The sequence below is a fragment of the Streptomyces sp. NPDC097617 genome, assembly GCF_044761485.1.
Taxonomy (GTDB): Bacteria; Actinomycetota; Actinomycetes; order Streptomycetales; family Streptomycetaceae; genus Streptomyces.
This window is the reverse complement of record NZ_JBIWCL010000030.1, coordinates 78612-103790: the sequence shown is the minus strand read 5'-3', so window position 1 is coordinate 103790 and position 25179 is coordinate 78612. Positions and strand designations below refer to the sequence as shown.

24 protein-coding genes are annotated in these 25179 nt (G+C 71.0%); 20 read left to right on the top strand and 4 right to left on the bottom strand.

The genetic code is table 11. From position 1 onward, the window contains the following. Positions 1-142: 142 nt before the first annotated feature. On the bottom strand, positions 143-1372 hold the full coding sequence (locus tag ACIQZO_RS34525; RefSeq protein WP_403634152.1) for an IS701 family transposase: 1230 nt from the start codon (positions 1370-1372) through the stop codon (positions 143-145). A gap of 336 nt (positions 1373-1708) precedes the next feature. Here ACIQZO_RS34525 and ACIQZO_RS34520 point away from each other — a divergent pair, with 336 nt between their 5' ends. From ACIQZO_RS34520 to ACIQZO_RS34470, 11 genes are all read left to right on the top strand, one after another. After that, positions 1709-2266, top strand: a complete 558-nt coding sequence (locus ACIQZO_RS34520) for a TetR family transcriptional regulator (RefSeq protein ID WP_403634150.1) — start codon at positions 1709-1711, stop codon at positions 2264-2266. A gap of 57 nt (positions 2267-2323) precedes the next feature. Further along, positions 2324-3229 (top strand): UTP--glucose-1-phosphate uridylyltransferase GalU, encoded by a 906-nt coding sequence (galU, locus tag ACIQZO_RS34515; RefSeq protein ID WP_403634148.1) that lies wholly within the window; start codon positions 2324-2326, stop codon positions 3227-3229. A 193-nt stretch (positions 3230-3422) separates the two neighbouring features. After that, entirely contained in the window at positions 3423-4403 is a 981-nt protein-coding gene (locus tag ACIQZO_RS34510) for a ParB N-terminal domain-containing protein (RefSeq protein ID WP_403634145.1), read from the top strand. A 71-nt stretch (positions 4404-4474) separates the two neighbouring features. Further along, positions 4475-5920: an MFS transporter gene (locus ACIQZO_RS34505; protein ID WP_403634142.1), complete on the top strand. Its 1446-nt coding sequence runs from the start codon at positions 4475-4477 to the stop codon at positions 5918-5920. Positions 5921-6045: 125 nt separating this feature from the next. Next, the gene (locus tag ACIQZO_RS34500) at positions 6046-6240 is read left to right on the top strand and encodes a hypothetical protein (RefSeq protein ID WP_403634139.1); all 195 of its coding nucleotides are present in this window, start codon (positions 6046-6048) and stop codon (positions 6238-6240) included. Between the two features lie 8 nt (positions 6241-6248). Continuing rightward, the gene (locus ACIQZO_RS34495; RefSeq protein ID WP_403634137.1) at positions 6249-7517 is read left to right on the top strand and encodes an MFS transporter; all 1269 of its coding nucleotides are present in this window, start codon (positions 6249-6251) and stop codon (positions 7515-7517) included. 6 nt (positions 7518-7523) lie between these two features. Then, entirely contained in the window at positions 7524-9218 is a 1695-nt protein-coding gene (locus tag ACIQZO_RS34490; RefSeq protein WP_403634135.1) for an FAD-dependent oxidoreductase, read from the top strand. Positions 9219-9538: 320 nt separating this feature from the next. Continuing rightward, positions 9539-10735, top strand: a complete 1197-nt coding sequence (gene wecB / locus ACIQZO_RS34485) for a non-hydrolyzing UDP-N-acetylglucosamine 2-epimerase (protein WP_403634133.1) — start codon at positions 9539-9541, stop codon at positions 10733-10735. A gap of 21 nt (positions 10736-10756) precedes the next feature. Then, positions 10757-11539, top strand: coding sequence for a hypothetical protein (locus tag ACIQZO_RS34480; RefSeq protein WP_403634132.1), 783 nt, complete (start codon positions 10757-10759; stop codon positions 11537-11539). Then, a complete protein-coding gene (locus ACIQZO_RS34475; protein ID WP_403634129.1) occupies positions 11536-12789 on the top strand; it encodes an FG-GAP repeat domain-containing protein in 1254 nt (417 codons plus the stop codon). The genes ACIQZO_RS34480 and ACIQZO_RS34475 overlap by 4 nt, the downstream gene beginning before the upstream one ends. 125 nt (positions 12790-12914) lie before the next feature. Further along, on the top strand, positions 12915-14147 hold the full coding sequence (locus tag ACIQZO_RS34470) for an acyltransferase family protein (protein ID WP_403634127.1): 1233 nt from the start codon (positions 12915-12917) through the stop codon (positions 14145-14147). A gap of 22 nt (positions 14148-14169) precedes the next feature. Here ACIQZO_RS34470 and ACIQZO_RS34465 read toward each other — a convergent pair whose 3' ends face one another. Continuing rightward, positions 14170-15090 (bottom strand): helix-turn-helix domain-containing protein, encoded by a 921-nt coding sequence (locus tag ACIQZO_RS34465; protein ID WP_403634125.1) that lies wholly within the window; start codon positions 15088-15090, stop codon positions 14170-14172. A gap of 168 nt (positions 15091-15258) precedes the next feature. Here ACIQZO_RS34465 and ACIQZO_RS34460 point away from each other — a divergent pair, with 168 nt between their 5' ends. The 9 genes from ACIQZO_RS34460 (at position 15259) to ACIQZO_RS34420 (ending at position 23892) form a co-directional block, all read left to right on the top strand. Then, complete coding sequence (locus tag ACIQZO_RS34460; protein WP_403634158.1) at positions 15259-16668, top strand: MFS transporter; 1410 nt, start codon at positions 15259-15261, stop codon at positions 16666-16668. A gap of 112 nt (positions 16669-16780) precedes the next feature. Further along, positions 16781-17626 carry an alpha/beta hydrolase gene (locus tag ACIQZO_RS34455; RefSeq protein WP_403634122.1) on the top strand — a complete coding sequence of 282 codons (846 nt, stop codon included), beginning with the start codon at positions 16781-16783 and terminating at the stop codon, positions 17624-17626. Beyond that, a complete protein-coding gene (locus ACIQZO_RS34450; protein ID WP_403634119.1) occupies positions 17623-18144 on the top strand; it encodes a hypothetical protein in 522 nt (173 codons plus the stop codon). Before ACIQZO_RS34455 ends, ACIQZO_RS34450 begins: the two co-directional genes overlap by 4 nt. Before the next feature lie 13 nt (positions 18145-18157). Beyond that, the gene (locus ACIQZO_RS34445; RefSeq protein ID WP_403634116.1) at positions 18158-19123 is read left to right on the top strand and encodes an LLM class flavin-dependent oxidoreductase; all 966 of its coding nucleotides are present in this window, start codon (positions 18158-18160) and stop codon (positions 19121-19123) included. A 71-nt stretch (positions 19124-19194) separates the two neighbouring features. Beyond that, positions 19195-19947 carry a tyrosine-protein phosphatase gene (locus tag ACIQZO_RS34440; RefSeq protein ID WP_403634113.1) on the top strand — a complete coding sequence of 251 codons (753 nt, stop codon included), beginning with the start codon at positions 19195-19197 and terminating at the stop codon, positions 19945-19947. 69 nt (positions 19948-20016) lie between these two features. Beyond that, positions 20017-20406 carry a hypothetical protein gene (locus tag ACIQZO_RS34435; RefSeq protein WP_403634111.1) on the top strand — a complete coding sequence of 130 codons (390 nt, stop codon included), beginning with the start codon at positions 20017-20019 and terminating at the stop codon, positions 20404-20406. Next, positions 20403-20960: a hypothetical protein gene (locus ACIQZO_RS34430; protein ID WP_403634109.1), complete on the top strand. Its 558-nt coding sequence runs from the start codon at positions 20403-20405 to the stop codon at positions 20958-20960. Before ACIQZO_RS34435 ends, ACIQZO_RS34430 begins: the two co-directional genes overlap by 4 nt. Before the next feature lie 350 nt (positions 20961-21310). Then, positions 21311-22789 (top strand): pentapeptide repeat-containing protein, encoded by a 1479-nt coding sequence (locus ACIQZO_RS34425; protein WP_403634107.1) that lies wholly within the window; start codon positions 21311-21313, stop codon positions 22787-22789. After that, a complete protein-coding gene (locus ACIQZO_RS34420) occupies positions 22750-23892 on the top strand; it encodes a GlxA family transcriptional regulator (protein WP_403634104.1) in 1143 nt (380 codons plus the stop codon). Before ACIQZO_RS34425 ends, ACIQZO_RS34420 begins: the two co-directional genes overlap by 40 nt. Here the strand turns inward: ACIQZO_RS34420 and ACIQZO_RS34415 are convergent. Both ACIQZO_RS34415 and ACIQZO_RS34410 read right to left on the bottom strand, forming a co-directional pair. Continuing rightward, on the bottom strand, positions 23781-24536 hold the full coding sequence (locus tag ACIQZO_RS34415) for an anti-sigma factor domain-containing protein (RefSeq protein WP_403634102.1): 756 nt from the start codon (positions 24534-24536) through the stop codon (positions 23781-23783). The two genes, ACIQZO_RS34420 and ACIQZO_RS34415, sit on opposite strands and share 112 nt — an antisense overlap. Continuing rightward, entirely contained in the window at positions 24533-25117 is a 585-nt protein-coding gene (locus ACIQZO_RS34410) for a sigma-70 family RNA polymerase sigma factor (protein ID WP_403634099.1), read from the bottom strand. Before ACIQZO_RS34410 ends, ACIQZO_RS34415 begins: the two co-directional genes overlap by 4 nt. Between the last annotated feature and the right edge of the window lie 62 nt (positions 25118-25179).

Genomic DNA, 25179 nt, shown 5'->3' with positions numbered 1-25179 from the left:
AGGTCCTGTCCCTGATCCGCGGCTGACCCGCTCCGGCTCCGCCTGTTCCCGCCTCGCCGGCGTTCGAGGCGTGGGTCCGGGCGGAGCCCGGTGCCCGGCGGAGCCGGGATCCCCCGCCCCCGCACCCCACCGAGGCACCCGCTCAGGCGGACCGCCGCCCATCCATCCGCCGCCCCCGCAACGCATACGCGTACGCGGCCGACATCAGCGTCATGTGATGGTGCCAGCCCGGAAAGGACCGCCCCTCGAAGTCGAGCAGCCCGAAGTCGTCCGCCAACGCCCCGAGCACCGCAGTGGACCGACCTGCCCCCCGTACCAGGACCAGCAGGTCGTCCATCCGGTGCCGGTTCATGTTGGTGAGCCAGACCGGCCCGCCCCGCCCGCCCGCCCCCGGCCGGCGTTCGCCGAACAGCCGGTAGATCTGCTGCACGCCCTGCACGCCCTGCACGCCCTGCACGCCCCGCACCCCCCGCGCCGTCGCCTCCCCCTCCGGCACCCGGACCAGCGCCGAGTGGATCCGCTGCCCCTGCGGACCTGCACCGGGGCCGGTGCGCGCCGTGGTGTACGGGTGGCTGGTGTTGCCCAGGCGGGCGAAGTCGCCCGCGGTGGTCCCCCGCCCGGGCGGCCGGGCGCCGTCGCCGCCCGGCGCCAGGCCGGCCGCGCGGACCGGGAGGGTGGGCGGTACGGACACCAGGAAGTCGTGGCCGCGGCGGCCCAGCATGCCGATCAGCGCGGCGGCCCCGCCGAGTCGGCTGAGATCGGAGACCACCGGGGGATGCGCCGAAGAGGTACGGGCCGCGATCGAGTCGGCGAGGTCCAGCACCAGGGCTTCCGGACTCTGGTGGACGGCCTCGGGTGCGATCCGCGCCCGGCGGCGCAGGACGGGATCCGTCACCCACGCCTCGGGGAGGGCCAGCCGCCAGTCCACCGGCACGCTCATGCCGTCCAGGGACAGGAACAGGCAGAAACCCAACTGGCAGTTGACGATGCGTCCGGCGACGGGGTCGAAGCGGCGGTGCACGCCGACCGAGTGCTCGCCGCGTTTGGGGAAGCACACCTGCCCGATCGACCAGGCCCGCACCGGGTGCTGTTCCTCCACCCAGCGGAGCAGCTCCGTACGGGCCGGATTCCAGTCCCAGGGGCTCGCGTTGATGAACTGCTGCAGGGACTGGGAGGCGGTCGGCGACCCGGTGACGGACGCCGCGAGCCTGCGTACGGACTTCTTCCCCGGGGTGGTGAGCAGTCCTTGCAGGTAGACCCGGGCCCAGCGTCGCTGGTCGGCTCTCGGTAAGTGCCCGAAGAGGCGCTCCGCGAACTCCTTCAGCTCGGTGTCACCGGCAGCCAGGGCTCTGGTCCTTGTCCGTGCCGTCATCTGTCTCCCCCTCCACTGCGGACGTCGGCAGGCGCCGTCACTCTCGTAGAATACAGAACGTTCGTTTTTTTTCTAGCGAACGTCTGGCATCCTCCCCGCGACTTCGGCACGTTGGAGGTGGAGGGTGTCGGCGCCGGTGACGGGGTCGGCGCGGAGCGGCGGGGCAGGGGCGCTTCTTCGTCAAGTCGGCGTTGTGGGCGGCCCGCCCCCGGGTGACGCTGGAGGTCGCCATCTCCGGGTGGGGCGGGGTGGCGAGTGAGGAACGACCTGGATGGCAGTGATAGCGCAGTGGTAAAGCAAGAGCGCGGCGTACGCACCCGTAATCATTTGATCTCGGTGGCCGCCGCTGAATTCGACCGCAATGGGTACGACGGGACCTCGCTCTCGCGGCTGAGCCGTTCCGCCGGGATTTCGATCGGGGCCCTCACCTTTCACTTCGCGGCGAAAGGGGAGTTGGCCTCCGCCGTCGAGGATTCGGGGCGGGCCGCCACCCGCAGGGTGGTCGAGGGAGTGACCGCCCGGGGCGGCCCGGCCCTGGACACCGTTTCCGCGCTCGTCCTGGCCCTGGGCCGGCTGATCGAGACGGATGCGGCCGTGCGCGCCGCGGCCCGGCTGACCCAGGAGCGCGTCGGCGCCGGACCCGACTGGTGCGGCTGCTGGCTCCCGGAGGTCAAGGAGCTGATGGTGCAGGCCGCCGAGGAGGGGCAGCTCGACCCCGAGGTCGACCCGTGCCCCGCCACCCTGCTGACGGCGCATCTGGTCGGGGGTGTCGTCACCAGGGCGCGCCGCGGCCGGGGCGAGCGCCCCGGCGCGGTCGCCGGGGAGCTGAGGGACCTGTGGCGGCTCATCCGGCGTGGCATCGCGGCGCCGGCGGAAACGGAATTGCCCAAGTAGCAAGAGAAACACGGCAATTCCCGTCGACAGGGCGAGGAGCGCTCTAGCGTCGGCGGCATGAATTCCACACCTCGCCGGATAACCAAGGCAGTGATCCCCGCCGCGGGACTCGGTACACGATTCCTCCCGCTGACCAAGGCCACCCCGAAGGAAATGCTCCCGGTGGTCGACAAGCCGGCCATTCAGTACGTGGTGGAGGAGGCCGTCGCGGCGGGGATGTCCGACATCCTCATGGTCACCGGACGCAACAAGCGGCCGCTGGAGGACCACTTCGACCGCAACTACGAGCTGGAGGAGGCCCTGAAGCGCCGGGGTGATCAGGACAAACTCAGGAGCGTCTGCGCCTCCACCGAACTCGCCGACATCCACTACGTGCGCCAGCGCGACCCCAAGGGCCTGGGGCACGCCGTCCTGTGCGCCGCGCCCCACGTCGGCCAGGAGCCCTTCGCGGTCCTCCTGGCCGACGACCTGATCGACCCCCGCGACCCCCTGCTCGCCCGCATGGCCGAGGTGCGGGAACGCTTCGGCGGCAGCGTCGTGGCCCTCATGGAGGTGGAGCCGCAGGCCATCCACCTGTACGGATGCGCCGCGGTGGACCGGTCGGCGGGCGGTGACGGCGTACGCATCACCGAGCTGGTGGAGAAGCCGGAGCCCGGCACCGCGCCCAGCAACCTGGCCGTCATCGGCAGGTACCTCCTCGACCCCGAGATCTTCGAGGTGCTGCGGAACACCGCACCCGGACGCGGTGGCGAGATCCAGCTCACGGACGCGCTGCGCGCCCTGGTCCGGGCCGGCCGCCCCGTGCACGGCGTCGTCTTCTCCGGCCGCCGCTACGACACCGGGGACCGCGCCGAGTACCTGCGCGCGACGGTCAGGCTCGCCTGCGAGCGCGAGGACCTGGGCCCCGAATTCCTGGCCTGGCTCAGGGAGTTCGTGCGGGCGGAAGAGCTCGTCGGGGTCTGAGCGGCCGCCGGTGGGCGACCGCGGAACCTCCGCGGTCGCCCACCCCACCTGCCCCTTCGCAGCCAACTTGCCGAAATCTCAACGGGGTTCGGTCTCCATGGTGGTTACCGAACGGTAGTTACGTAATTTCTTCTCCGGGGCCGCCGAACGGAGCGGCGCCCGAGATTCCGAGTGCTGAGAAGGAGGTGAACTCATGGACGGCCCGAACACACGACAGGTGGCGCGGACCAGGCAGAACCCCGACGTCGCGGTCGAGGTGGCGATCCGTACCCTGCTCGCGGCGGATTCCCCCCGCAGCGTGCAGGTGGACGAGAGCCACGCACAGGCCCTCGCCCACTCCGGCCGGACGCTGCCGCCACTGCTCGTGCACCGCCCCACCATGCGGATCATCGACGGAACGCACCGGCTGCGGGCCGCCGTACTGCGCGGGCAGGACACGGTCGCAGTGACGTACTTCGACGGCAGCGCCGAGGACGCGTTCGTGCTCTCGGTCGAGGCCAACATCAGTCACGGACTCCCGCTGACCCAGGCGGAGCGGACCACGGCGGCGTTACGGATCCTGCGGTCCCACCCGGACTGGTCCGACCGCGGTATCGCGCGGCGGACCGGGCTGGCGGCCAGGACCGTCGGGACGCTGCGACGCCGTGAGCCACCGGGGCCCGCGCCGCCGGCCCGCGTCGGCCAGGACGGCCGCGTCCGGCCGGCCGATCCGGTCCGGGGCCGGGAGGCCGCGGCCCGGCTGCTGGCCGGCCGGCCCACCGCGTCCCTGCGGCAGATCGCACGGGAGGCGGGCATCGCGCCCTCCACCGTGCGAGACGTGCGGCGCCGGATCGGAGAGGGCGCCGATCCCGTACCGGCCGCCCAGCGGCGCTCCGCCGAGACCTCGGCCCCCGCCCCGCCCCCGGTACCCCCGCGGGGCCGGGGGCAGCCACTGCCCGCACTGGTCACCGGCCTGTGCAAGGACCCCCTGCTCAGGCTGAGCGAGGCGGGCAGGCTCCTGCTGCGCATGCTCGACCTCCAGGTGAGCGGACTGCGGCAGTGGGAGCGGATCGTCGCAGCAATACCCCCGTACCGCGTAGAGACGGCCGCTGCCGCGGCCGCCCAGTGCGCACGGGACTGGCAGGAGCTGTCCGACGAACTCCGGCGCCGCGCCTCGGCGCACACCCCTGCCTGAGCCGGTTTGCCCGGCGAGTACCGGCCTTCGACGTGGAAGGCCCCCAGTTGTGATCGAAAGGACGTATGGCGATGTCGGTTGTCGAGGGAGCGCGTGTTGACGCGGGTTCAGGGGAGGGGGGAGGAGTCGGGGGGCCTGTTCGTCTGGATGGGCGTCTGAGGTTGGTTCTGGTGGTGCTGCTGGTGGCGCAGTTCATGCTGGCGGTTGATTTCTCGATTTTGAATGTGGCGTTGCCGGTGATCGGTGACGGGCTTGGTTTCTCGTTGTCGAATCTGCAGTGGATCGCGACGTCGTTCGCGTTGTGTGCTGCGGGTTTCACGTTGTTGTTCGGGCGGGTTGCTGATCTGTTCGGCCGGCGTCGGTTGTTCCTGGTGGGTCTGGGGGTGCTGGGTCTGTCGTCGTTGGCGGGTGGTCTGGCGACGAGTCCGGAGATGTTGTTGGTCGCTCGTGTCTTTCAGGGGCTTGCGACGGCTGCGGTGACTCCGGCGGGTCTGTCTCTGTTGACGACGTCGTTTCCGGAGGGTCCGCTGCGTCAGAAGGCGCTGGGTCTGAATGGTGCGTTGATGTCGGCGGGTTTCACGACGGGCGCCATTTTGGGTGGTGTTCTGACGGATCTGCTGTCGTGGCGGTGGGCGTTCTTCATCAATGTGCCGGTGGCGCTTGCGGTGTTGTTCGTTGCTCCTGCGGTGATCAAGGAGTCGCGTCCGTCGGTGCGTCCGAAGTTGGATCTGCCGGGTGCGACGGCGGTGACGTTGGGTCTTCTCGCTCTGATGTACGGGTGGCCGCAGGCGTGTGAGCTCGGTTGGGGTTCGCGTGGTGCGTTGGGTTGGCTGGCGGCGGGTGTGGTGCTGCTGGTGGCGTTCTATGTGATCGAGTCGAAGAGTGCGTCGCCGTTGGTTCCGGTGTCGGTGTTGAAGAAGAAGACCGTGGCGTGGGGCAATATCGCGGGTCTGGTCGCGTTTTTGACGGAGACGAGTCTGGTCTTCCTGATGACGCTTTATCTTCAGGAGGTTCTGGATTTTTCGCCGCTGACGGCGGGTCTGTCGTTCGGTGTGCTGGGTGTCGGCACGGTGATCGGTGGTTCGATTGCTCCGAGGGTGATCGCGGCGACGAGTACGCGCACGACTTTGATCGTGGGTGGTGTCCTTCAGGCGGTCGCGACGTTGGGTCTGATCGGGCTGGGTGAGACCTCGTCGAGTATGTGGCTGCTGCTGGTCGCGACGTTCGCGGGTGGTGTGGGGAACATGTTGGTGATCGTCGGTTTCATGGTGACGGCGACGACGGGTCTGCCGGATCACGAGCAGGGTATGGCGACGGGTCTGGCGACGATGACGCAGCAGATCGGTATCACGATGGGCACGCCGATCATGTCGGCGATCGCGGCGGCCAACACCGATATCCATGCCGGGATCACGACCGCGGTCATCGTGAACACCGCGATCGTCGTCATCGGCACCCTCACCACCGCCCTCTTCCTTCGGAACAGGGCCGCGAAGGACCTCACCCCCACCGGCTGAGTCCCCCGCCCCCCTGCCCCACCTCCCCCCTGAGGCTGCCCGGCACGGTCCGCATCCGCCCCACCGGACCCGCGGACCGTGCCGGGTCGCCCCTTTCCCAAGGTCTCCTCTCCTCAAGGAACGTGATGGACCTCCGAATCGAAGACCGCGTGTACCTCGTCACCGGCGCGTCGTCCGGAATCGGCGAGGCGACCGTCCGCCTCCTGTCCACGGAAGGCGCCACCGTCGTCGGCGTCATCGCGCACCTGCTCCCGCCCCTCGCGGGGCAGGTCACCGGCGCCGAGTGGAGCGTCGACGGCGGCGCCCTGCGACAGGTCTGACCGGGCCGATGCGCGCTTCCCTCCTCGCCCTCGCCATAGGTGCCTTCGGCATCGGGACGACCGAGTTCGTCATCGTCGGTCTCCTCCCGGAAGTGGCCGACGACCTGTCCGTCTCCATCCCCTCCGCCGGCATGCTGGTCACCGGCTACGCCCTCGGCGTGGTCGTCGGCGCACCGCTGATGACCGCGGCCGGCGCCCGGCTGCCGCGCAAGACCATGCTCGTCGTCCTCATGGCCGTCTTCATCGCGGGCAACCTGCTCTGTGCCCTGGCCGACGACTACACCGCCCTGATGGGCGGCCGCCTGATCGCCGCGCTCACGCACGGCGCGTTCTTCGGGATCGGGTCCGTCGTGGCCGCCGACCTGGTGGCCCCCGACCGGCGGGCCAGCGCCATCGCCCTGATGTTCACCGGCCTCACCCTGGCCAATGTGCTCGGGGTACCCCTGGGCACGTTCCTGGGCCAGGAGTTCGGCTGGCGCTCGACCTTCTGGGCGGTCACCGGCATCGGGGTCGTCGGGCTGCTCGGCCTGATCGCCCTGGTCCCGGCGCAGCCGGCACCCGAACGCGGAGCTCTGCGCGGCGAACTCGCCGTCTTCCGCAAGCCCCAGGTGTGGCTGGCGCTGACCACGACGGTCCTCGGCTTCGGCGGCGTCTTCGCCTCCTTCACCTACCTCGCCCCGATGATGACGGAACGCGCCGGCTTCTCCGACGGCGCGGTCGCCTGGCTCCTCGTCCTCTTCGGTGTCGGGCTGTGCGTGGGCAACGTACTCGGCGGCCGGGCCGCCGACCGAGCCCTGATGCCCAGCCTGTACCTCATCCTGGGCGGCCTCAGCCTGGTGCTGGTGATCTTCACCTTCACCTCGCGGGCCGCCGTGCCCGCCGCGATCACCCTGGCCGCCTTCGGGGCGATCGGCTTCGCCACGGTGCCCCCGCTGCAGGCACGCGTCATGCAGCAGGCCGCCGGCGCGCCGGCCCTCGCCTCCGCGGCGAACATCGCGGCCTTCAACCTCGGCAACGCCCTCGGGGCCTGGCTCGGTGGACTCGCCGTCGCCCACGGCCTGGGGTGGACCTCGCCGACCTGGATCGGTGCCGGGCTGGCCGCCGCCGGTCTGGGCACCGCGGTGCTCTCCGGTCGGCTCGACCGGGCGGGCCGCGCGAGTGGCACAGGCCGTCGGCCGGACCCGCGGCCGGACGCAGCGCCCTCCAGCACACCCCTCACGACCGCACCGGGTGCCGGGTACGGCACCCACTCCATCGTCGAACAGAAGTCGAGGTAGACGCACATGAACGGTGTCGATCGCCGGACCATGCTCACCCGCAGCGCGGCCGTCGTCGCAGGCGCGGCGGTGGCCGGCGCCCTGTCCGGCCCCACGGCGGCCGCCGCCCCCGGCCCCGCGGGCGACGCGGCCGCGGCCAGGGCCTCGGCCGCCGGGACCGGGTCCGTCGTCAGGCCGGGTGATCCGCGCTACGACATGCTGACCACCGGCAACAACCAGCGTTTCGTCGCCCGCCCGGAGTACATCAGGATGGTCCGCTCGACCGCGGACGCCGAACGGGCCCTGAGAGACGCGGTACGGGCGGGCAAGCGGGTCTCCGTCCGCAGCGGCGGCCACTGCTTCGCCGACTTCGCCGCCCACTCCGGAACCCAGGTCATCATCGACTTCTCCGAGATGACGTACGTCGGCTACGACCCGAAGTTCCGCGCGTTCGTCGTCGAGGCGGGCGCCCGCCTGATCAACGTGTACGAGGCCCTGTACAAGGGCTGGGGCGTCACCATCCCCGGCGGTATCTGCTACAGCGTCGGAGCCGGCGGGCACATAGCCGGCGGCGGCTACGGCCTGCTCTCCCGGGCCCACGGCCTGGTCGTCGATCACCTCTACGCGGTGGAGGTGGTGGTGACCGACGGGAAGGGCGGTGTACGGACGGTCGTGGCCACCCGGGAGAAGAACGACCCGAACCGGGAGCTGTGGTGGGCGCACACCGGCGGGGGCGGCGGCAACTTCGGCCTGGTGACCCGCTATTGGTTCCGCTCACCGGGTGCGAAGGGATCCGAGCCCTCCGAACAGCTGATATCCCCGCCGTCGAAGGTGCTGGTGAGTGCCGTCGACTTCCCCTGGGAGCAGCTGACGGAGGCGAAGTTCACCCGGCTGCTGAAGAATTTCGGCGCCTGGCACGCCGCCAACAGCGCTCCGGACTCCCCGTACCGCAACCTCTCCAGCCTGTTCAACGTCAGTTCCAAGGCGCACGGCAGCCTCGGCATGTTCACCCAGGTCGACGCCACCGTGCCGAACGCGAGAAAGCTGCTCGACGACTATCTGGCGGCCATCACGGCGGGTACGGGAGTCACCCCCGAGGCGCTCACCCGCCCGACCGGCGAACTGCCGGCGATGCCGCAGCTGGCGCAGCCCAGGACACTGCCCTGGCTCCAGGCGACCAGACTGGTCGGCACCAACAACCCGGTCATCACCGACCCGACCTCACGCGGCGCGCACAAGTCCGCCTACATGCGGAGGAATTTCACCGACCACCAGATCTCCGCGCTCTACCGGTACATGAGCCGGCCGGACTTCAAGAATCCGGACACCATGCTCGTGCTCTTCTCCTTCGGCGGTCAGGTCAACGCCGCCGCCCCCGACGCGACGGCCAATGCGCAGCGCTCGTCCATCTTCAAGATGTGCTTCCAGACCTTCTGGCAGGACGAGGGCGAGGACGCGTACTACCTGGGCTGGCTGCGCGACCTGTACGAGGACTTCTTCTCGGCGACCGGCGGCGTGCCACTGGTCGACGACAGCACCGACGGCTGCTACATCAACTACCCCGACCGCGACATCACCGACCCCCGGCGCAACCGGTCCGGTGTGCCGTGGCAGACCCTCTACTACAAGGACAACTACCCCCGCCTGCAGCAGGCGAAGAGGAAGTACGACCCGTCGGACTTCTTCCGGCACTCCATGTCGATCAAGCCTGCCCGAGGCTGACCCCGGCCCACCCGTAAGCCCAGGTCACACGCCCCGCACTCCGGTCTCCGGAGTGCGGGGCTTCTGTCGTTCCAGCTCAATTGTTCGAGTGGCCGCGGGTGTTCGTTGACTCCCCGGCCGGCTCCGGGAAAGCTGTGTCTTGGCCGGAAGAGGGCAGCTGAAAAGCCCCTCGCAGCGAGATCCGATCCCCTGGCCACCCCCTTCGAAAGGCCCGCGGCACACCGCCGTGCCGCGCACCCGCACGCCCCGCCACGGCTCGATTCCCAGTACGTCACCACACGCCACGACGCTTCACGACACGTCAGAAAGCAGAGGAAGCCATGCGTTCCGTCGCCGTAGTCCTCGGCACCCGGCCGGAGGCCATCAAGTTCGCCCCGGTCATCCGCGCCCTCCAGGAAGACCCGCGCTTCGAGCCCGTCGTGATCTCCACCGGGCAGCACCGCCAGATGCTCGACGAGACCCTCGACGCCTTCGGCCTCACCGCCGACGTGGACCTGAAGGTCATGGCCCCCAAGCAGACCCTCTCCCAGGTCACCTACCGCTCCCTGCGCGGCCTGGAGGACTACTTCGCCTCCGCCCCCGCCGACGCCGTCCTGGTCCATGGCGACACCGCCACCACCCTGACCGGGGCGCTGGCCGGATTCCACCAGCGGATCCCCGTCGTCCACGTCGAGGCCGGACTGCGCAGCGGCCGGCTCGGTTCACCCTTCCCCGAGGAGGGCAACAGACGGCTCGTCGCCCAGGTCGCCGCCCTCCACCTGGCCCCCACCCCCGGCAATCTGGCCAACCTGCTGCGCGAGGGCATCGCCGCCGACACGATCACCGTCACGGGCAACACCGTCATCGACGCCCTGCGCTGGGCCAGCGGCCGCGCCGAGAGCTACGGCGACCCGGCCCTGGCCGACCTCGACCGCGACCCGCGGCGGGTCGTGCTGGCCTCCGCGCACCGCCGTGAGGCCTGGCCGCACCTGCCGCAGATCGGCCAGGCCCTGGCCCGCATCGCCGACGAGCCCGGCGTTCGCGTCGTCGTCCCGCTGCACCGCAACCCCGTGGTCCGCGAGGCGCTGCTCCCGTACATCGGCGGCCACCCGAGCATCACCGTCGTCGACCCGCTGCCGTACCTCAGCTTCTGCAAGCTCATGGGCCGTGCCGACGTCATCGTCTCGGACAGCAGCGGCAGCCAGGAGGAAGGACCCGCGCTCGGCAAGCCCACCCTGGTCCTCGGCGAAGTCACCGAACGGTCCGAAGCCATCGTCGCCGGCACCGCCTGCCTCGTCGGCACGGCCACCGAGGGCATCGTCACCCGCACCCTGGCCCTGCTGCGCGACCGGGTCGAGTACGAGCGGATGGCGACCGCCGCCAACCCGTACGGCGACGGACGGGCCACCGACCGCACGGTCGCCGCCCTCGCCCACTTCTTCGGTCTGGGACCCGCGCCCGAGCCCTTCGTCCCCGACAGCGCCGTCGACGAGCTCAGCGTCGAGCTCGCCCGCACGGCCGACTTCGCCCGCACCTGAGCCCGGAGAGGAAACCGCCGTATGAGCGCCACCCCGTCCGCCGTCGAACGCCCGCTGAACTTCAGCACCCCGTACCTGAGGGCCGCGCTCGTCCGCGACGCCGTGGACTACACCGTGGAAGGCCGCACCATCGTCGTCAACCCCGGTGTGACACCCGTGACCATCGCGGAGGAACCGCGCAAGACCATCCCCCCGCTCTCCTCGACCGTCCTCGCCGACACCCGCATCGAGAAGGCCGACGCGCTCCTCCTCCTGCGCACCGCCCCCGACGGCACCGACATCACCGGCATCTCCGCGGAACCCGGCTGGTCCCACCTCGCCGACCTCCTCGCCCCCGGCGAGTTCCCCCGCGATACCGCCCTTCACCGCAGCCCCCAGGACGACATCAACACCGTCCTGTTCGACCCGGTCCACGTACTCGGCGAGCGCGGGAGCGCCATGGACCTGCGCGAGTTCAACGTCCGCGCCAACCTCTGGTTCTCACCCGCCGGAACCGACTGCGCCGTCCACAACCAGCACGACTTCATCGAGGTCCACACCCAGGTCCACGGCCTGGGCCGGATGCAGCGCTTCCGGGACAGCGACCACGCCTCGCTCTACCAGGACGTCCTGATGAGCCCCGGTTACACCACCCCGGACCCGTTCTGCGCCACCGGCCCCCAGTGCACCTACCACTACCCCTGGCACCAGTACCGGGCCGACACCGACTGCATCTGGCTCGCCATCGAGTACCACCCCGTACCCCGCGCGCTGCGCACCCTCCACCCCGCGACCGCCCTCACCTCCCCGGAGAACCACTCATGACCGCCACCGGCAAGAACCAGAACCCCGAGACCGTGCTGCGCGCCCCGAAGTTCACCGCGGAGGTCGTCGCCGACCAGCTCCGCGACGGCTACTGGCTGGAGGCGCCGGACATCGACGGCGACGGCAAGCCTGACCTGTTCGGCTACGGTCTGCGGCTCGGCGAGATCTACTGGTACGCCAACGACGGCGACTGGACCCGCCGGCTGATAGCCGACCGGATCACGATGCCGGTCGGCGCCGACTTCGCCGACGTCAGCGGCAACGGCCACCCCGACGTCATCGTCTGCTACGACCTGTACGGCCCGATCGGCACGATCCACGACGCCAACACCGAAGGCGGCAAGATCGACTGGCTGGAGAACCCGGGCACCCCCGACAAGGACGAGTCGCGCTGGAAGCGGCACTACGTCGGCCGCGCCACCGGCATGCACCGCCTGCGCGCCGGGCACTTCACCCGCACCGACCGGCTCCAGATCATCGGCCTGCCGATCGTCGCCAAGGAGGACGTCCACGCTGTACTGCCCGTCGTCCTGTTCACCCAGCCCGACGACGTGCACACGGCGCAGGAGTGGCCGATGACCGTCATCGACGACAGCCACTTCCGGATGATCCACGGCGCCGAGAAGAAGCAGGGCCTCGTGCCCGGCTCCGACCTCGAATCCCTGCTGCTGGCCTCCGACGAGGGCGTCACCTGGCTCTGGTTCGACGAGGCCCGCCAGGAATGGGTACGCGAGCTGATCGGCACGGGCGAACTCACCCAGTTCGAGCAGACCGGTTTCCGCGGCAGCGGCGACCTCAACGCCGGCCGGCTCGGCGACGATCCGATGGCGTACGTCGCCGCCATCGAGCCCTTCCACGGCAACACCGTGGCCGTCTACACGAAGGCCGAGGGCGGCCAGGGCTGGAACCGAGTCCTGCTCGACGTGTACGGCGACCCCAACGAGAACGGCGAGGGCCCCGGCCACCAGATCGTCTGCGCCGACTTCGACGGCGACGGCGAGGAGGAGTTCCTCGTGGCCCTGCGCGGACCGTGGCCGTGGCAGGGCGTCATGTACTACAAGGCCATCGACGCGGCCAACGGCGTCTGGGCCAAGTGGCGGGTCTCCGAGGAGTCCGTCGCCCGCATCGCCACGGCCGACTTCAACGGGGACGGCCGCCTCGACTTCGCCACCATCGCGTACTCCGTCCAGAACTACTACGTGGCCAAGGACGCCAAGCTCATGGTCTACCGCAACGAGATCGACCAGTAGGCCCCTTCCGCCCCACCGGGCAGTCCCGTACGCCCCTTCGCGCCACCGGGACCGCGCACCGCACGGCGGAGCACGGTCCCGGCGGCTGTCCCCGACGAACCCCACTTCCGAAAGAGCGATTCCCTGTGGCCTCCACGACGCCCTCCGAAGCCGCGAAGCGGGCCAAGCTGCCCTCCCTCACCGGCCTGCGGTTCTTCGCCGCACTCCTCGTCTTCTTCTTCCACTCGTCCCTGACCGACTCCCCGATACCGCCGAACGCCCCGATCAACCCCTTCGCCGACGCCTCGATCGCCGACGGCTTCTCGACGGCCTTCAGCAAGGCCGGCTACCTCGGCGTCTCCTTCTTCTTCGTGCTCTCCGGCTTCGTCCTCGCCTGGGCCTCACGGCCCGGTGAACGCGTCACCGCCTTCCTCCGCCGAAGACTCCTGAAGATCTTCCCGAACCACATCGTCGTTTTCGCCGCCGCGATGCTCCTCTTCGCGGGCGCCGCCGTCACCAGCGCGGCCGACTGGCTGCCGAACCTGCTCCTCGTCCACACCTGGTTCCCGCAGGCGAGCGTCAACCTCAGCGTGAACCCGCCGAGCTGGTCCCTCGGCAGCGAGCTGCTCTTCTACGTGCTCTTCCCGCTGCTCATCGTCCCGATCCGCAAGATCCGGGGCGCGGCCCTGTGGGTGTGGAGCGCCCTGATGGTCGTCGGCATGGTCGCCGTCCAGCTGATCTCGACCTACGTCGTTCCCGACACCCCGAAGTCGGCCATCACGCCCGTCTCCGACCTGCAGTTCTGGTTCGGCTACCTGCTGCCGCTGGGCCGCGTCCTCGAGTTCGCCCTCGGCATCCTGCTCGCCCGCGTCGTCCTGGCCGGACTCTGGCCGCGGCGCGTCGGCTTCGGCGCCGCCCTGGTCCTGACCGTCCTCGGCTACGCCGCCGCACTGGTCGCGCCCTTCCAGTACGGCTTCGTCGTCGCCACGATCATTCCGGTCGCCGCGCTCATCGGCGCCACCGCCCAGGCCGACGTGGACGACCGCGCGACCTTCCTGCGCAGCCGGCCCATGGTCTGGCTCGGCGAGGTGTCCTTCGGGTTCTACCTCGTCCAGGGCGTCACGATCTTCTACCTCCGCTCGCTGCTGGGCGAGAACACCTACAGCGTCCCGGTGGCCCTGCTGGTGATCGCAGGCTTCTTCGCGGCGTCGCTGCTGGGCGGCTGGCTCCTGTTCCGCTTCGTCGAGATGCCCGCCATGCGCCGCTTCGGCCGCGCCAGGCCCCGTCAGCAGCCCGCCCCGGCCCCGGCCCCGTCCCCCGCCCCGGCCCATGGGCCGTCCGGCGACCGGACCCCGGTCACCGCGGCCGCCCGCGACTGACCCGCGACCCCACCCTCCGCCCCTACTGCTCCCCGCCCGCGTCGGCATCCGCCGACGCGGGCTTCGGGCTGTCGTGCCCTGGTGCCGCCGCCGGACCGGCGGTCAGGCTCGAGAGCATGCGCAGCGCCGCGTCGGAGGGCGAGGACGCGGGGGCGCTGTAGAGCAGCATCCGGTGGTTGGTGCCGTCGGTGAGGTGCAGGTTCTCGAAATCGAGGGTGAGCGGGCCCACCACCGGGTGGTGCAGGTTCTTGGTGCCGACGGTGCAGTCCCGTACGGGGTGCTTGGACCACAGCGAGGCGAAGTCCGGGCTCTGCAGCATCAGCGAGCCGATCAGCTCGGCGAGTGCCCGGTCCTGCGGATTGCGTCCGGCGACCAGGCGCAGGGCCGCGAGGGCGACCCGGGCCTCGCTCTTCCAGTCCGTGTAGAGCTCTCGGGTGTGCGGGTCGAGGAACAGCATCCGCGTGAGGTTCGGGCGTACGGCCGGATCGTCCGGGCTCTCGAGGTCCACATGCCCGGCGAGCAGGGCGTGGCCCAGCGGGTTCCAGGCCAGTACGTTGTTGCGGCCGTCCAGGACGACGGCCGGGACCTGCGGCATCGCGGCGATCAGCCGGCGCGTGGTGGCGCGGGCGTACTCGGGACGCGGCGACGCGGCCCGCTTGGCGCGCGGCGGCCGGGCGAGGTTCAGCAGGTGCGCGTGCTCGTCCGGGGTCAGGCGCAGGGCGCGGGCCAGGGCGTCCAGGACGCTGTCCGAGGCGTTCGTGCTCTGCCCCTGCTCCAGGTGCGTGTAGTACGTGATGCTCACGCCCGCCAGCAGGGCGAGCTCCTCACGCCGCAGCCCGGGCACGCGCCGGCGGGTGCCGTGGGTGGGGAGCCCGACGTCCTCGGGCTGGAGCTGGGCGCGACGAGTGCGAAGGAACTCGCCCAGGGCAGTCGGTGTGTCCATGCGTTCCAGTGTGCCGGGGGAGGGAGCCGAACGGTGCCCGTGAAGGTGGCCCTGGGAGTGCTAGCTTGCCCGGCGCCAGCACAACCAGGGGGCTGGGTAACCCCCGCCGACCGGTCCAGAGTCGATGACGCAACAGCTCGTTGCGTGATCGAGAGGATGTGGGTCGCGATGTCGGTTGTCGAGGATGCGCGGGTCGATACGGGGACCGGGGGGCCTGTTCGTCTGGATGGGCGTCTGAGGTTGGTTCTGGTGGTGCTGCTGGTGGCGCAGTTCATGCTGGCGGTTGATTTCTCGATTTTGAATGTGGCGTTGCCGGTGATCGGTGACGGGCTTGGTTTCTCGTTGTCGAATCTGCAGTGGATCGCGACGTCGTTCGCGTTGTGTGCTGCGGGTTTCACGTTGTTGTTCGGGCGGGTTGCTGATCTGTTCGGCCGGCGTCGGTTGTTCCTGGTGGGTCTGGGGGTGCTGGGTCTGTCGTCGTTGGCGGGTGGTCTGGCGACGAGTCCGGAGATGTTGTTGGTCGCTCGTGTCTTTCAGGGGCTTGCGACGGCTGCGGTGACTCCGGCGGGTCTGTCTCTGTTGACGACGTCGTTTCCGGAGGGTCCGCTGCGTCAGAAGGCGCTGGGTCTGAATGGTGCGTTGATGTCGGCGGGTTTCACGACGGGCGCCATTTTGGGTGGTGTTCTGACGGATCTGCTGTCGTGGCGGTGGGCGTTCTTCATCAATGTGCCGGTGGCGCTTGCGGTGTTGTTCGTTGCTCCTGCGGTGATCAAGGAGTCGCGTCCGTCGGTGCGTCCGAAGTTGGATCTGCCGGGTGCGACGGCGGTGACGTTGGGTCTGCTCGCTCTGATTTACGGTTTGACGCAGGCGGGTGAGCACGGTTGGGGTTCGGGTGGTGCGTTGGGTTGGCTGGCGGCGGGTGTGGTGCTGCTGGTGGCGTTCTATGTGATCGAGTCGAAGAGTGCGTCGCCGTTGGTTCCGGTGTCGGTGTTGAAGAAGAAGACCGTGGCGTGGGGCAATATCGCGGGTCTGGTCGCGTTTTTGACGGAGACGAGTCTGGTCTTCCTGATGACGCTTTATCTTCAGGAGGTTCTGGATTTTTCGCCGCTGACGGCGGGTCTGTCGTTCGGTGTGCTGGGTGTCGGCACGGTGATCGGTGGTTCGATTGCTCCGAGGGTGATCGCGGCGACGAGTACGCGCACGACTTTGATCGTGGGTGGTGTCCTTCAGGCGGTCGCGACGTTGGGTCTGATCGGGCTGGGTGAGACCTCGTCGAGTATGTGGCTGCTGCTGGTCGCGACGTTCGCGGGTGGTGTGGGGAACATGTTGGTGATCGTCGGTTTCATGGTGACGGCGACGACGGGTCTGCCGGATCACGAGCAGGGTATGGCGACGGGTCTGGCGACGATGACGCAGCAGATCGGTATCACGATGGGCACGCCGATCATGTCGGCGATCGCGGCGGCCAACACCGATATCCATGCCGGGATCACGACCGCGGTCATCGTGAACACCGCGATCGTCGTCATCGGCACCCTCACCACCGCCCTCTTCCTGCGCACCAAGCGGTCCCGCTGACGAAGTGCGCGCCTCCACTAAGGCAACTCCGCCTTGTGACAGTCCTGTCCCGGCCGCGAACGTTGGCCCCGGGCCCGGCGCGAGCGCCGGCTACCGATGGAAAGGAACCCCGATGGCCACACCCACCGTCGTCAGCTGGGAGCAGGTGTCCGTACCCACCGCGGCCGGGCCACTCGCCGCCCGGGCGTACCGGCCGGGCACCGGGTCACCGCAGGGCTGGCTGGTGTGGGCCCACGGGGGCAGCTGGCGCGCCGGATCCGCCCAGGACTGGCACGGCGCCACCGCCGAACTCGCCCAGTACTCCGGCTTCGGTGTGCTGAGCGTGGACTACCGGCTCGCCCCCGACGTACGGCACCCGGCCATGGTCGAGGACGTCCTGTCCGCCCTGACCTGGGCCGCGGAGCAGGACCGGCCCGCCGCAGCCCCGCCCGTCCTGGCCGTCGGCGGGGACAGCGCCGGCGGCACCCTCGCCGCCTGCGCCGCCCTGGTCTGCCGCGACCGCGGGGTGCCGCTGGCCGCGCAGGTCCTGGCGTACCCGCCGCTGGACCCCGAGTGCGCGGCAGCCTCGTACCGCCGCTTCCCCGACCTGTTCCCCACCGCCTCCTACCTGCGGGCGGCCTGGCAGGACTACCGGCTTGCGGGCCGGCCGGTCGCCTCGGACGGTACGCGGCTCCACAGCACCCCCTTCGAAGCCGCCGACCTGCGTGGACTCGCACCGGCCGTCCTGGCCACCGGCGACCTCGATCCCGTCGGCGACGACGTGCACCGCTACGGGCACCTGCTGCGGGAGGCCGGAGTGGAGGTCACCCTGCGCGAGTTCCGGCAGACCGGTCACGGGGCCTTCCTGCAGGCCGGCCGCGGCCCGGGCGGCGGGCAGCCGGCCGCGTCGATGCGCGGCTGGCTGGGCCGGGCCCTGCACTCCCTACTCCCTCGTTCACCCTTCAAGGAGCTGACATGACCACCGCCGACGTCCCCAACCTCGACGCCCTGCTACGTCACTTCGCCGATCTGCGCGACGGCATCCACGGCGGCGCCGCCTCCCGGCCCGACAAGGAGGAGCACTTCCGTACGGCCGCCCGCCTGCTGGACCCGTACGCCCGCCAGGCCCTCGGCGAGCTCAACGACGAACTCCTCCTCGGACAGGGCGTGATCGACGCCAGCGAGGTGCAACGCGCCGACGACGGCAGTCTCTTCCACGCATGGACCCTGTGGTGGGACGAGCAGTCGGCAGCCGACATCCCGCCCGTGACGCTGTACGCGCACTACGGAGCCTCCTTCCACCACCCCCACCTGCGCGGGGCGACCGTCTCCGAATGGCCGCTGAACGTCTTCGACGAGGCGCAGGCCGCCGCCGAACTGCCCACACTGCGCGCGATCGCCGCCGCCGACCTCCACAACCTGGTCTTCGAACGCGACTTCAGGATCGTGCCCGCGACGATGGCGGGCGCCACCGGCCTCCCCGCCCACCAGCACTGAAAGGCACCCCGCCATGACGAAGCTGCGACTGTCCGTACTGGACCAGACCCCGGTCGGCGAGGACCACACCCCGGACCAGGCGCTGCGCGCTTCCGTGGACCTCGCCCGAGCCGCGGAGGACCTCGGCTACACCCGCTACTGGGTCGCCGAACACCACGACTCGCCGGGCTTCGCGAGCAGCGCGCCGGAGATCCTCGCGGGCGCGCTGCTCGCCCGCACCTCGCGCATGCGGATCGGGACCGGCGGTGTGCTGCTGCCGCGCTACGAACCGGCCAAGGTGGCCGAGGTGTTCGGCGTACTGGCCTCCCTCCACCCGGGGCGCGTCGACCTCGGGATCGGCCGGGCCGGCGGCCCCGCCCGCGACTTCCCGCAGCGGCTCGCGGAACTGCGCGAGCTCCTGGGCGAGGGCGGGGTCGTGCCGCGGGCACCGGTCCCGCCGCGGATGTGGCTCCTGGGAGCGGGCCGCGAGTCGGCGCGGCTGGCCGGGCTGCTGGGAACGGAGTTCGCGTTCGGGCACTTCTTCTCCCCGGTCGGCGGTCAGCAGGCGTTCGAGGACTACCGCGCCCGGTTCCGCGCCTCCACCGGCGACCGGCCGGGCGGCGCCCTCGCGGTCCGCGTGGTGACGGCGGACAGCGCCGGCCGGGCGGAGGAACTGGCCCAGAGCATGCTGCTGTGGCGCGCCCGCAAGGACCTCGGCCAGGACGGCCCGCTGCCGTCGTACGAGACCACGCGCCGCCACCGCTGGACGGGAGCGGAGCTGGAACGGGCCAAGGTGCACCGCACGGCCCTCGTGTCCGGGGCGCCGGAGCAAGTCGGCCCGGTGCTGAGCGCCCTCGCCGCGAGCCACGGCGTGGACGAGCTGATCATCAACACGCTGACCTGCGATCCGGCCGACCGCCGGCGCTCGTACGAGATCCTGGCCGAGGCCTTCGCCCTCCCGGCGGCCCACCCGGAGCCCGCGGCGGTGGGGAGCGCATAGCCGTCCCTCTGGAGTTCCGCGGCCGGTTTGAGGCAGGGTCAGTGGCGTACCGATCATGAGGGGGAGAGCCGATGAAGCGGCATGTCGAGTTCGAGCGCCTGCACAACTTCCGGGATCTGGGCGGCTACCGGTCCGCCGACGGGCGGACCGTCCGGTGGGGGACCCTGTACCGGGCCGACTCGCTCGGCAAGTTGCGGGACGCCGACTGGGAGCGGTTCCTCGGGCTGGGAATCGGGACCGTGATCGACCTGCGGTATCCCTGGGAGATCGAGGCCAAGGGCCGGGTGCCCGAGGCGGAGCGGTTCCGCTACGTCAACCTGAGCATCGAGCACCGGCCCTACGACCAGGCCGAGATCGACCCGGACCTCGACCCCTGGCGCTACCTCGCGGACCGGTTCGCCGAGGTGACCGAGGACGGGGTCGAGGAGATCCGGCAGGCCCTGGAGGTGATCGCGCAGGCGCCCGGCCCCACCGTCTTCCACTGCACCTCGGGCAAGGACCGCACCGGGCTGATCGGGGCGTTCGTGCTGACCCTGCTCGGGGTGCAACGGGCCGACATCCTCGCCGACTTCGCGCTCACCGAGCTGGCCACCGAGCGGCTCGCCGCGGACTGGCGGGCCGCCCACCCGGACCGGGTCATGAGGTGGCCGAGCTACGGCCGCGCCCCGGCCGTGATCATGGAGCTGGTGCTCGCGGACCTGGAGGCCCGGTACGGATCCGTGCCGGGCTACCTCGCCGACCGGGTCAAGCTGTCGGAGCGGACCACGGAGCAGCTGCGGGCCCGCCTGCAGACCGGCGACGGCGAGGGCGCCCGTAGGACGTGAAGGCGCTCCGGTGGGGCCACCGGCACATCTCCTACCATCGGAACACGGGTGGGGGAGGGGGGTGCGTTCATGGCAGCGTACGTAGGGCGCCTGGAACGCTTCGTCGCCTGGGTGCTGCGGAACGCCGACGTCGTCGTGGCCCTGGGCATCGCGATGGCGGTCGGGCTCCTGGACATCTTCGGTGACGTCATCAGTGACGACGTCTCCTCCGGTGCCACCCTCGTCGTCCTCGGCCTGCTGGCGACCGGGTCCCTCGTGGAGCGGGTGCGCCGCCCCGCGAGCATCCAGGAGGCGATGAGCGGGACCCGGCAGGCCCTGGAAGACCTCGCGATGGTGCGTTCGCTGTCGGGCAACGAGGTCGGCGAGGCCCTGCGCAAAGCCCGCCAGCACACCAACCTCTGGTTTTCAAGGGCGGTACGGGCACCTACCTGCGGGCGGTCACGCTGCCCCTGTGCGTGAGCGCCGCAAAGGAGCAGCGCTCACAGCTCAACGTGAAGATCGACATCGTCAATCCGGCCGACGAGCGGGCCTGCGCCGCGTACGCCCGCTTCCGGCAGATGTTCGGCGGGCAGGGCCGGGGCGAGGACCTGTGGACCACCGACCGGGTCCGCCGGGAGTCCTACGCGACCGTCCTCGCCGCCTGCTGGTACCAGCGGCAGCTGACGACGCTGGAGATCAGCGTGCACCTGTCCGCCGCCGTCCCGACCCTGCGCTTCGACCTGTCCGAGACCTGCCTGATCATCACCCAGGACGACCGGTCCCGGGTGAACCTGCTGGTCGAGCGCGGACAACCGCTCTACGACTACTACGTGACCGAGCTGCACCAGAGCCGCGAGCAGGCCACCGTGCTCGACCTGCGCGTCGCCTCGCCGCTCGGCCAGGAGCCCACCGTCGACGAGGTGCGGACCCTCTTCGACGACCTGCGGCTGCCCCTGCCGCGCGTCTTCACCGACAGCGACATCGGCAAGGTCATCGAGAAGGCCCTGCACGCGGAGGACCCCTACAGGAGGTGATGCGCTCCGGCGCATGCCATGGACCCCGAGCTCGAAAGGACCCTGGTCATCCTGGAGGAAATCGCCTCCGGGACCCGGGAGTTGCGTGCCGTCCGTCACCCGCTCGGATTCCTCTGCCTGCCGCTGCTGAGAGAGGGCCCGCGCGGCGTATGCGTCCACCTCTTCGAGAGCGGCAACCGGGCCGAGCCCGACGCGTCACCGATGCATGCCCACAGCTGGGAACTGCGCAGCCGCGTGCTCTACGGCCGGGTCGCCAACCTGCCGGTCCGCACGAGCGCCGTGCGGGACGGCGAGGAGGGCGCGACCCACCGGGTCTTCGAGTCATCCACGGCTCCGTCATCGAATGGCTGGTGGCGCGGGAGGCCGCCCGCCAGCTCGCCCGGGGACAGCACGCCCTGCTCCTCGCGCGCCCGCTCAGCCAGCTCGCCGTCGAGTTCTTCTGCGATCTCGCCGACCACGAGCGGTGCGCCCGGTGGGTGCGAGAGGTCCTCGACGCACCGGGGCGCGCGGTCGGCGAGGCCGCCCGCGCCAACGCCGTCCGGATCTCCGACCGGCTCCGGGTGCCGGCCAACGCCGACCTGCGCGGCGCCCGGCTGGCCGGTGAGGACCTCTCGCACCGCGACTTCTCCGGGGTCGACCTCACCGACGCCGATCTGACGGACGCCCGGCTGATCGACGCCAACCTCTCCGGCGCACTGCTGCGGGGCACCCGGCTGACCGGCGCCCGCCTGGACCGGGCCGACCTGAGCCGGGCCGACCTCACCGACGCGAACCTCAGCCGGGCCCGGCTGACCCGGGCCGACCTGCGGGGCGCCCTGCTGACCGGCAGCCGCTGGCACCGGGCCGCGCTCATCGACGTGACGATGGACGACGAGGTGCGGTCGGCGCCCGAGCTGGGGACCGCCGCGATCGCCCCGGGGATGCCGGTGGACGCCGGTTTCCGGCCCTCCGCCGTCGGAGTCCCCTACGGATTCGGCATGCGCACCGGCCGGCTGCCCGAACCCATCGCGTACAGCGCCGACGGCGAACTCCTCGCGGTCGGCAGCGAGGACGGCTCGATCCTGGTCTGCGGCGCCGACGACGGCCGGGCGGTGCGCACCCTCCAGGGGCACGAAGGGCGGGTGTACGCCGTGAAGTTCCGGGCGGGAGTCATCGCCACCGGCGGCTCCGACGGCGCGGTGCGGCTCTGGGACCCGGTGACCGGCGCGTGCCGCCACCACCTGCGGGTCCACCCCGACGGGGTGTGGCCGGTCTCCTTCGATGCGGCCGGCACGCTGCTCGCCACGGGCGACCGCGAGGGCCTGGTCACGGTCTGGGACGTGGCCACCGGCGAACCCGTGCACCGGATGCCGGGCCACACCGCGCCCGTCTACACCGCGGTCCACGGCCCGAACGGCCTGCTGCTCACCGGGGACGCGAGCGCGAAGGTGCGGATCTGGGACATGGCCACCGGGTACTGCGTCCGGGAGATCGACGGCCACCAAGGGGCGGTGTACCGCGTCCGGTTCAGCCCCGACGGGACCCTCTTCGCCACCGCCGACCGGGGCGGGCCCGGGCAGGGCGGCACGGTGCGGATCTGGCGGACGGCCGACGCGCGGCTGCTGCACGAGTTCACCGGGCACACCGGCCGGATCTACGTCCTCGACTTCCACCCCGACGGGAACCTCCCTCCTGGGGTGTCTCGTGGAGAGGGCCTGCCGTGGAGCGGCGGCTGTGTTCACCACGCTAGGACCCACCCCGGATGTCGGCAATGTCATCCAACCCGCAGAAACCGACATACGGTGGGTCCATGGCAGAGCCGGACCCGGACCCGTACGCAGACACCGTGAACACCGTCGAACGGTTCATCGTCGTCGTCCTCTTCGACGGCGTGGACCTGCTGGACGTCACCGGACCGCCCGAGGTGTTCGCGCTGCTGAGCCGCGAGGTGGGCGACGCGACGGGCTACCGAGTGGCCCTGGCCGCCGAGACCATGGACCCCGTCACCACGTCCGCCGGGGTCCGGATCCTGCCCGACCTCACCTTCCGGGAGGTGGCGGGCCGGAGCATCGACACCCTGCTGGTGCCCGGCTCGGTCGAGATCGACGCCCGGGGCCGCGTCCGCGCCCTCGCCGACCCCGTCGTGGTCGACCGGGTGCGGACCCTCGCCGAGACGGCCCGGCGCGTCGCGTCCGTCTGCGTGGGCGCGCACATCCTCGCGGACGCCGGGCTGCTGGACGGCAGGCGCGCCACCACCCACTGGTCCACCGCCCGGCAACTCGCCGAGGAGCACCCCTCGATCGAGGTCGACGCGGACCCGATCTTCATCCGGGACCAGGAGGTGTGGACCGGCGCCGGAATCAGCGCCTGCCTCGACCTCTCGCTCGCACTCGTCGCCGACGACTTCGGCGAGGCCGTCGCGCTGCGCGTCGCCCGCCAGCTGGTGATGTACCTGAAACGGCCCAGTGGACAGAGCCAGTTCAGCGTCCCGCTCGAACCCGTCTCGACCACGCGGCGCATCGAGGACCTGCGCCACTACATCACGCGGAACCTCGCCGGGGAGCTGACCGTCGCCGACCTCGCCGAGCAGGCGCATGTCGGCGAGCGGCAGCTCACCCGGATCTTCAAGACGGAACTGGGCATGACCCCGGCCGCCTACATCGAATCGGCCCGCGTCGAAGTGGCGCGCAACCGGCTGGAGTCCACGGACGACACCCTCGAACGGGTGGCGACCGTCTGCGGCTTCCACACGACCGACACCCTCGTCCGCGCCTTCCGCCGCAGGCTCGACACGACACCGACGGAGTACCGCAGCCGCTTCCGGACGTCCCCCCGCCCGGCTCAGACGGTGGGGAAGGTCAGCAGCGCCACCGGAGTCGAGGTCGGCAGGGGCGAGCCGCCCGCCGGTTCGACGGTGATGCCCATACCCGACGCCGTGTCCACCGGGCCGTGAAGCAGGGTGGCCGCCGCCGGGGTGCCGGTGTCCATCAGGCCGGCCGAACGCATCCTGCCGCCGCCGTCGTTGTACCAGAGCTGGTACACCTTCCCGCTGGGCGGCGCCGGCATGCCGGAGGCCGCGAAGACGGCCTGGTTGCGGGAGGCCGAGACGACCACCGTGCCCACGGCGCCGCCCCGCAGGGGAGCGGTGGACACCCGGGCGTCGGCCGACGCGAGGACCGCGCCGACGGCATCGTTCGCGATACGGGCCCGCACCGCCTGCTCCCGGGCCTCCTGGGCCTGCTCGTACTGCGACACCGCCACGCCGCCGAGCGCGACGGCCGCCGCGAAACAGGCGGCCAGAGCCCAGTTCGGCGCCCGCCAGCGGGGCCGTACGTGCCCGCCGCGGGAGGCCTTCACCGTAGTGGGCGGTTCCTGGCGCACCGTGGCGATCCGGCGCATCACCTCGTCCCGCAGCGCGGGGCTCGGCGGCGCCGCGACGGCGAGCCCGAGGCGGGTGACGGTCTCGGAGAGCTCCCGGACCTCCTGCGCGCAGGACATGCAGTCGGCGAGATGACGCTCCACGGCGTCCCGCTCGGCCGGCTCCAGCGCGTCGAGCACGTACGCGCCCGTCAACGTGTGCAGATCCACGGAGTTCACACGCCCACCCCCAGGCAGTCACGGAGCCGGATGAGGCCGTCGCGCAGCCGTGTCTTGACGGTACCCAACGGCAGGGACAGCAATTCCGCGACCTCCCGGTAGGTCAGGCCGCGGTAGTACGCCAGAGTGACCGACTGGCGCTGGAGCTCGGTGAGGCCGCCCATGCAGCGCCGCACCTGCTCGCGCTCCAGCCGGCTCTCCACCTGCTCCACCACCTCGTCGTAGGCGGTGGTGTGCTCCAGCAGCGCCGCCCGCTTCTCGCGGTTGGACGCGGCCTGCGCGGAACGCACCCGGTCCACGGCCCGGCGGTGGGCGAGCGTCAGGACCCAGTTCATCACCGAACCCCGCGCGGGCTGGTAGCGGGCAGCGGTCCGCCAGAGCTCGACCAGGACTTCCTGGGCGACCTCCTCCGACTGGGCCGGGTCGCGCAGCACACTGCGTACGAGGCCGAGGACGGGGCCGGACACGGCCTCGAAGACGGCCGTGAAGGCCTGCTGATCACCGCGGGCCACCCGGCCCATCAGCTCCGGCAGGTCGGGAGCGGCCGACGGGTGTCGGCCGATGCGCACGTTCTCTCTCACCGGGGAGGTCCTCCAGGAGTTCTCGGTTGCACAGCTCATTCGGAGCCGCGGGCCTGCCGGAC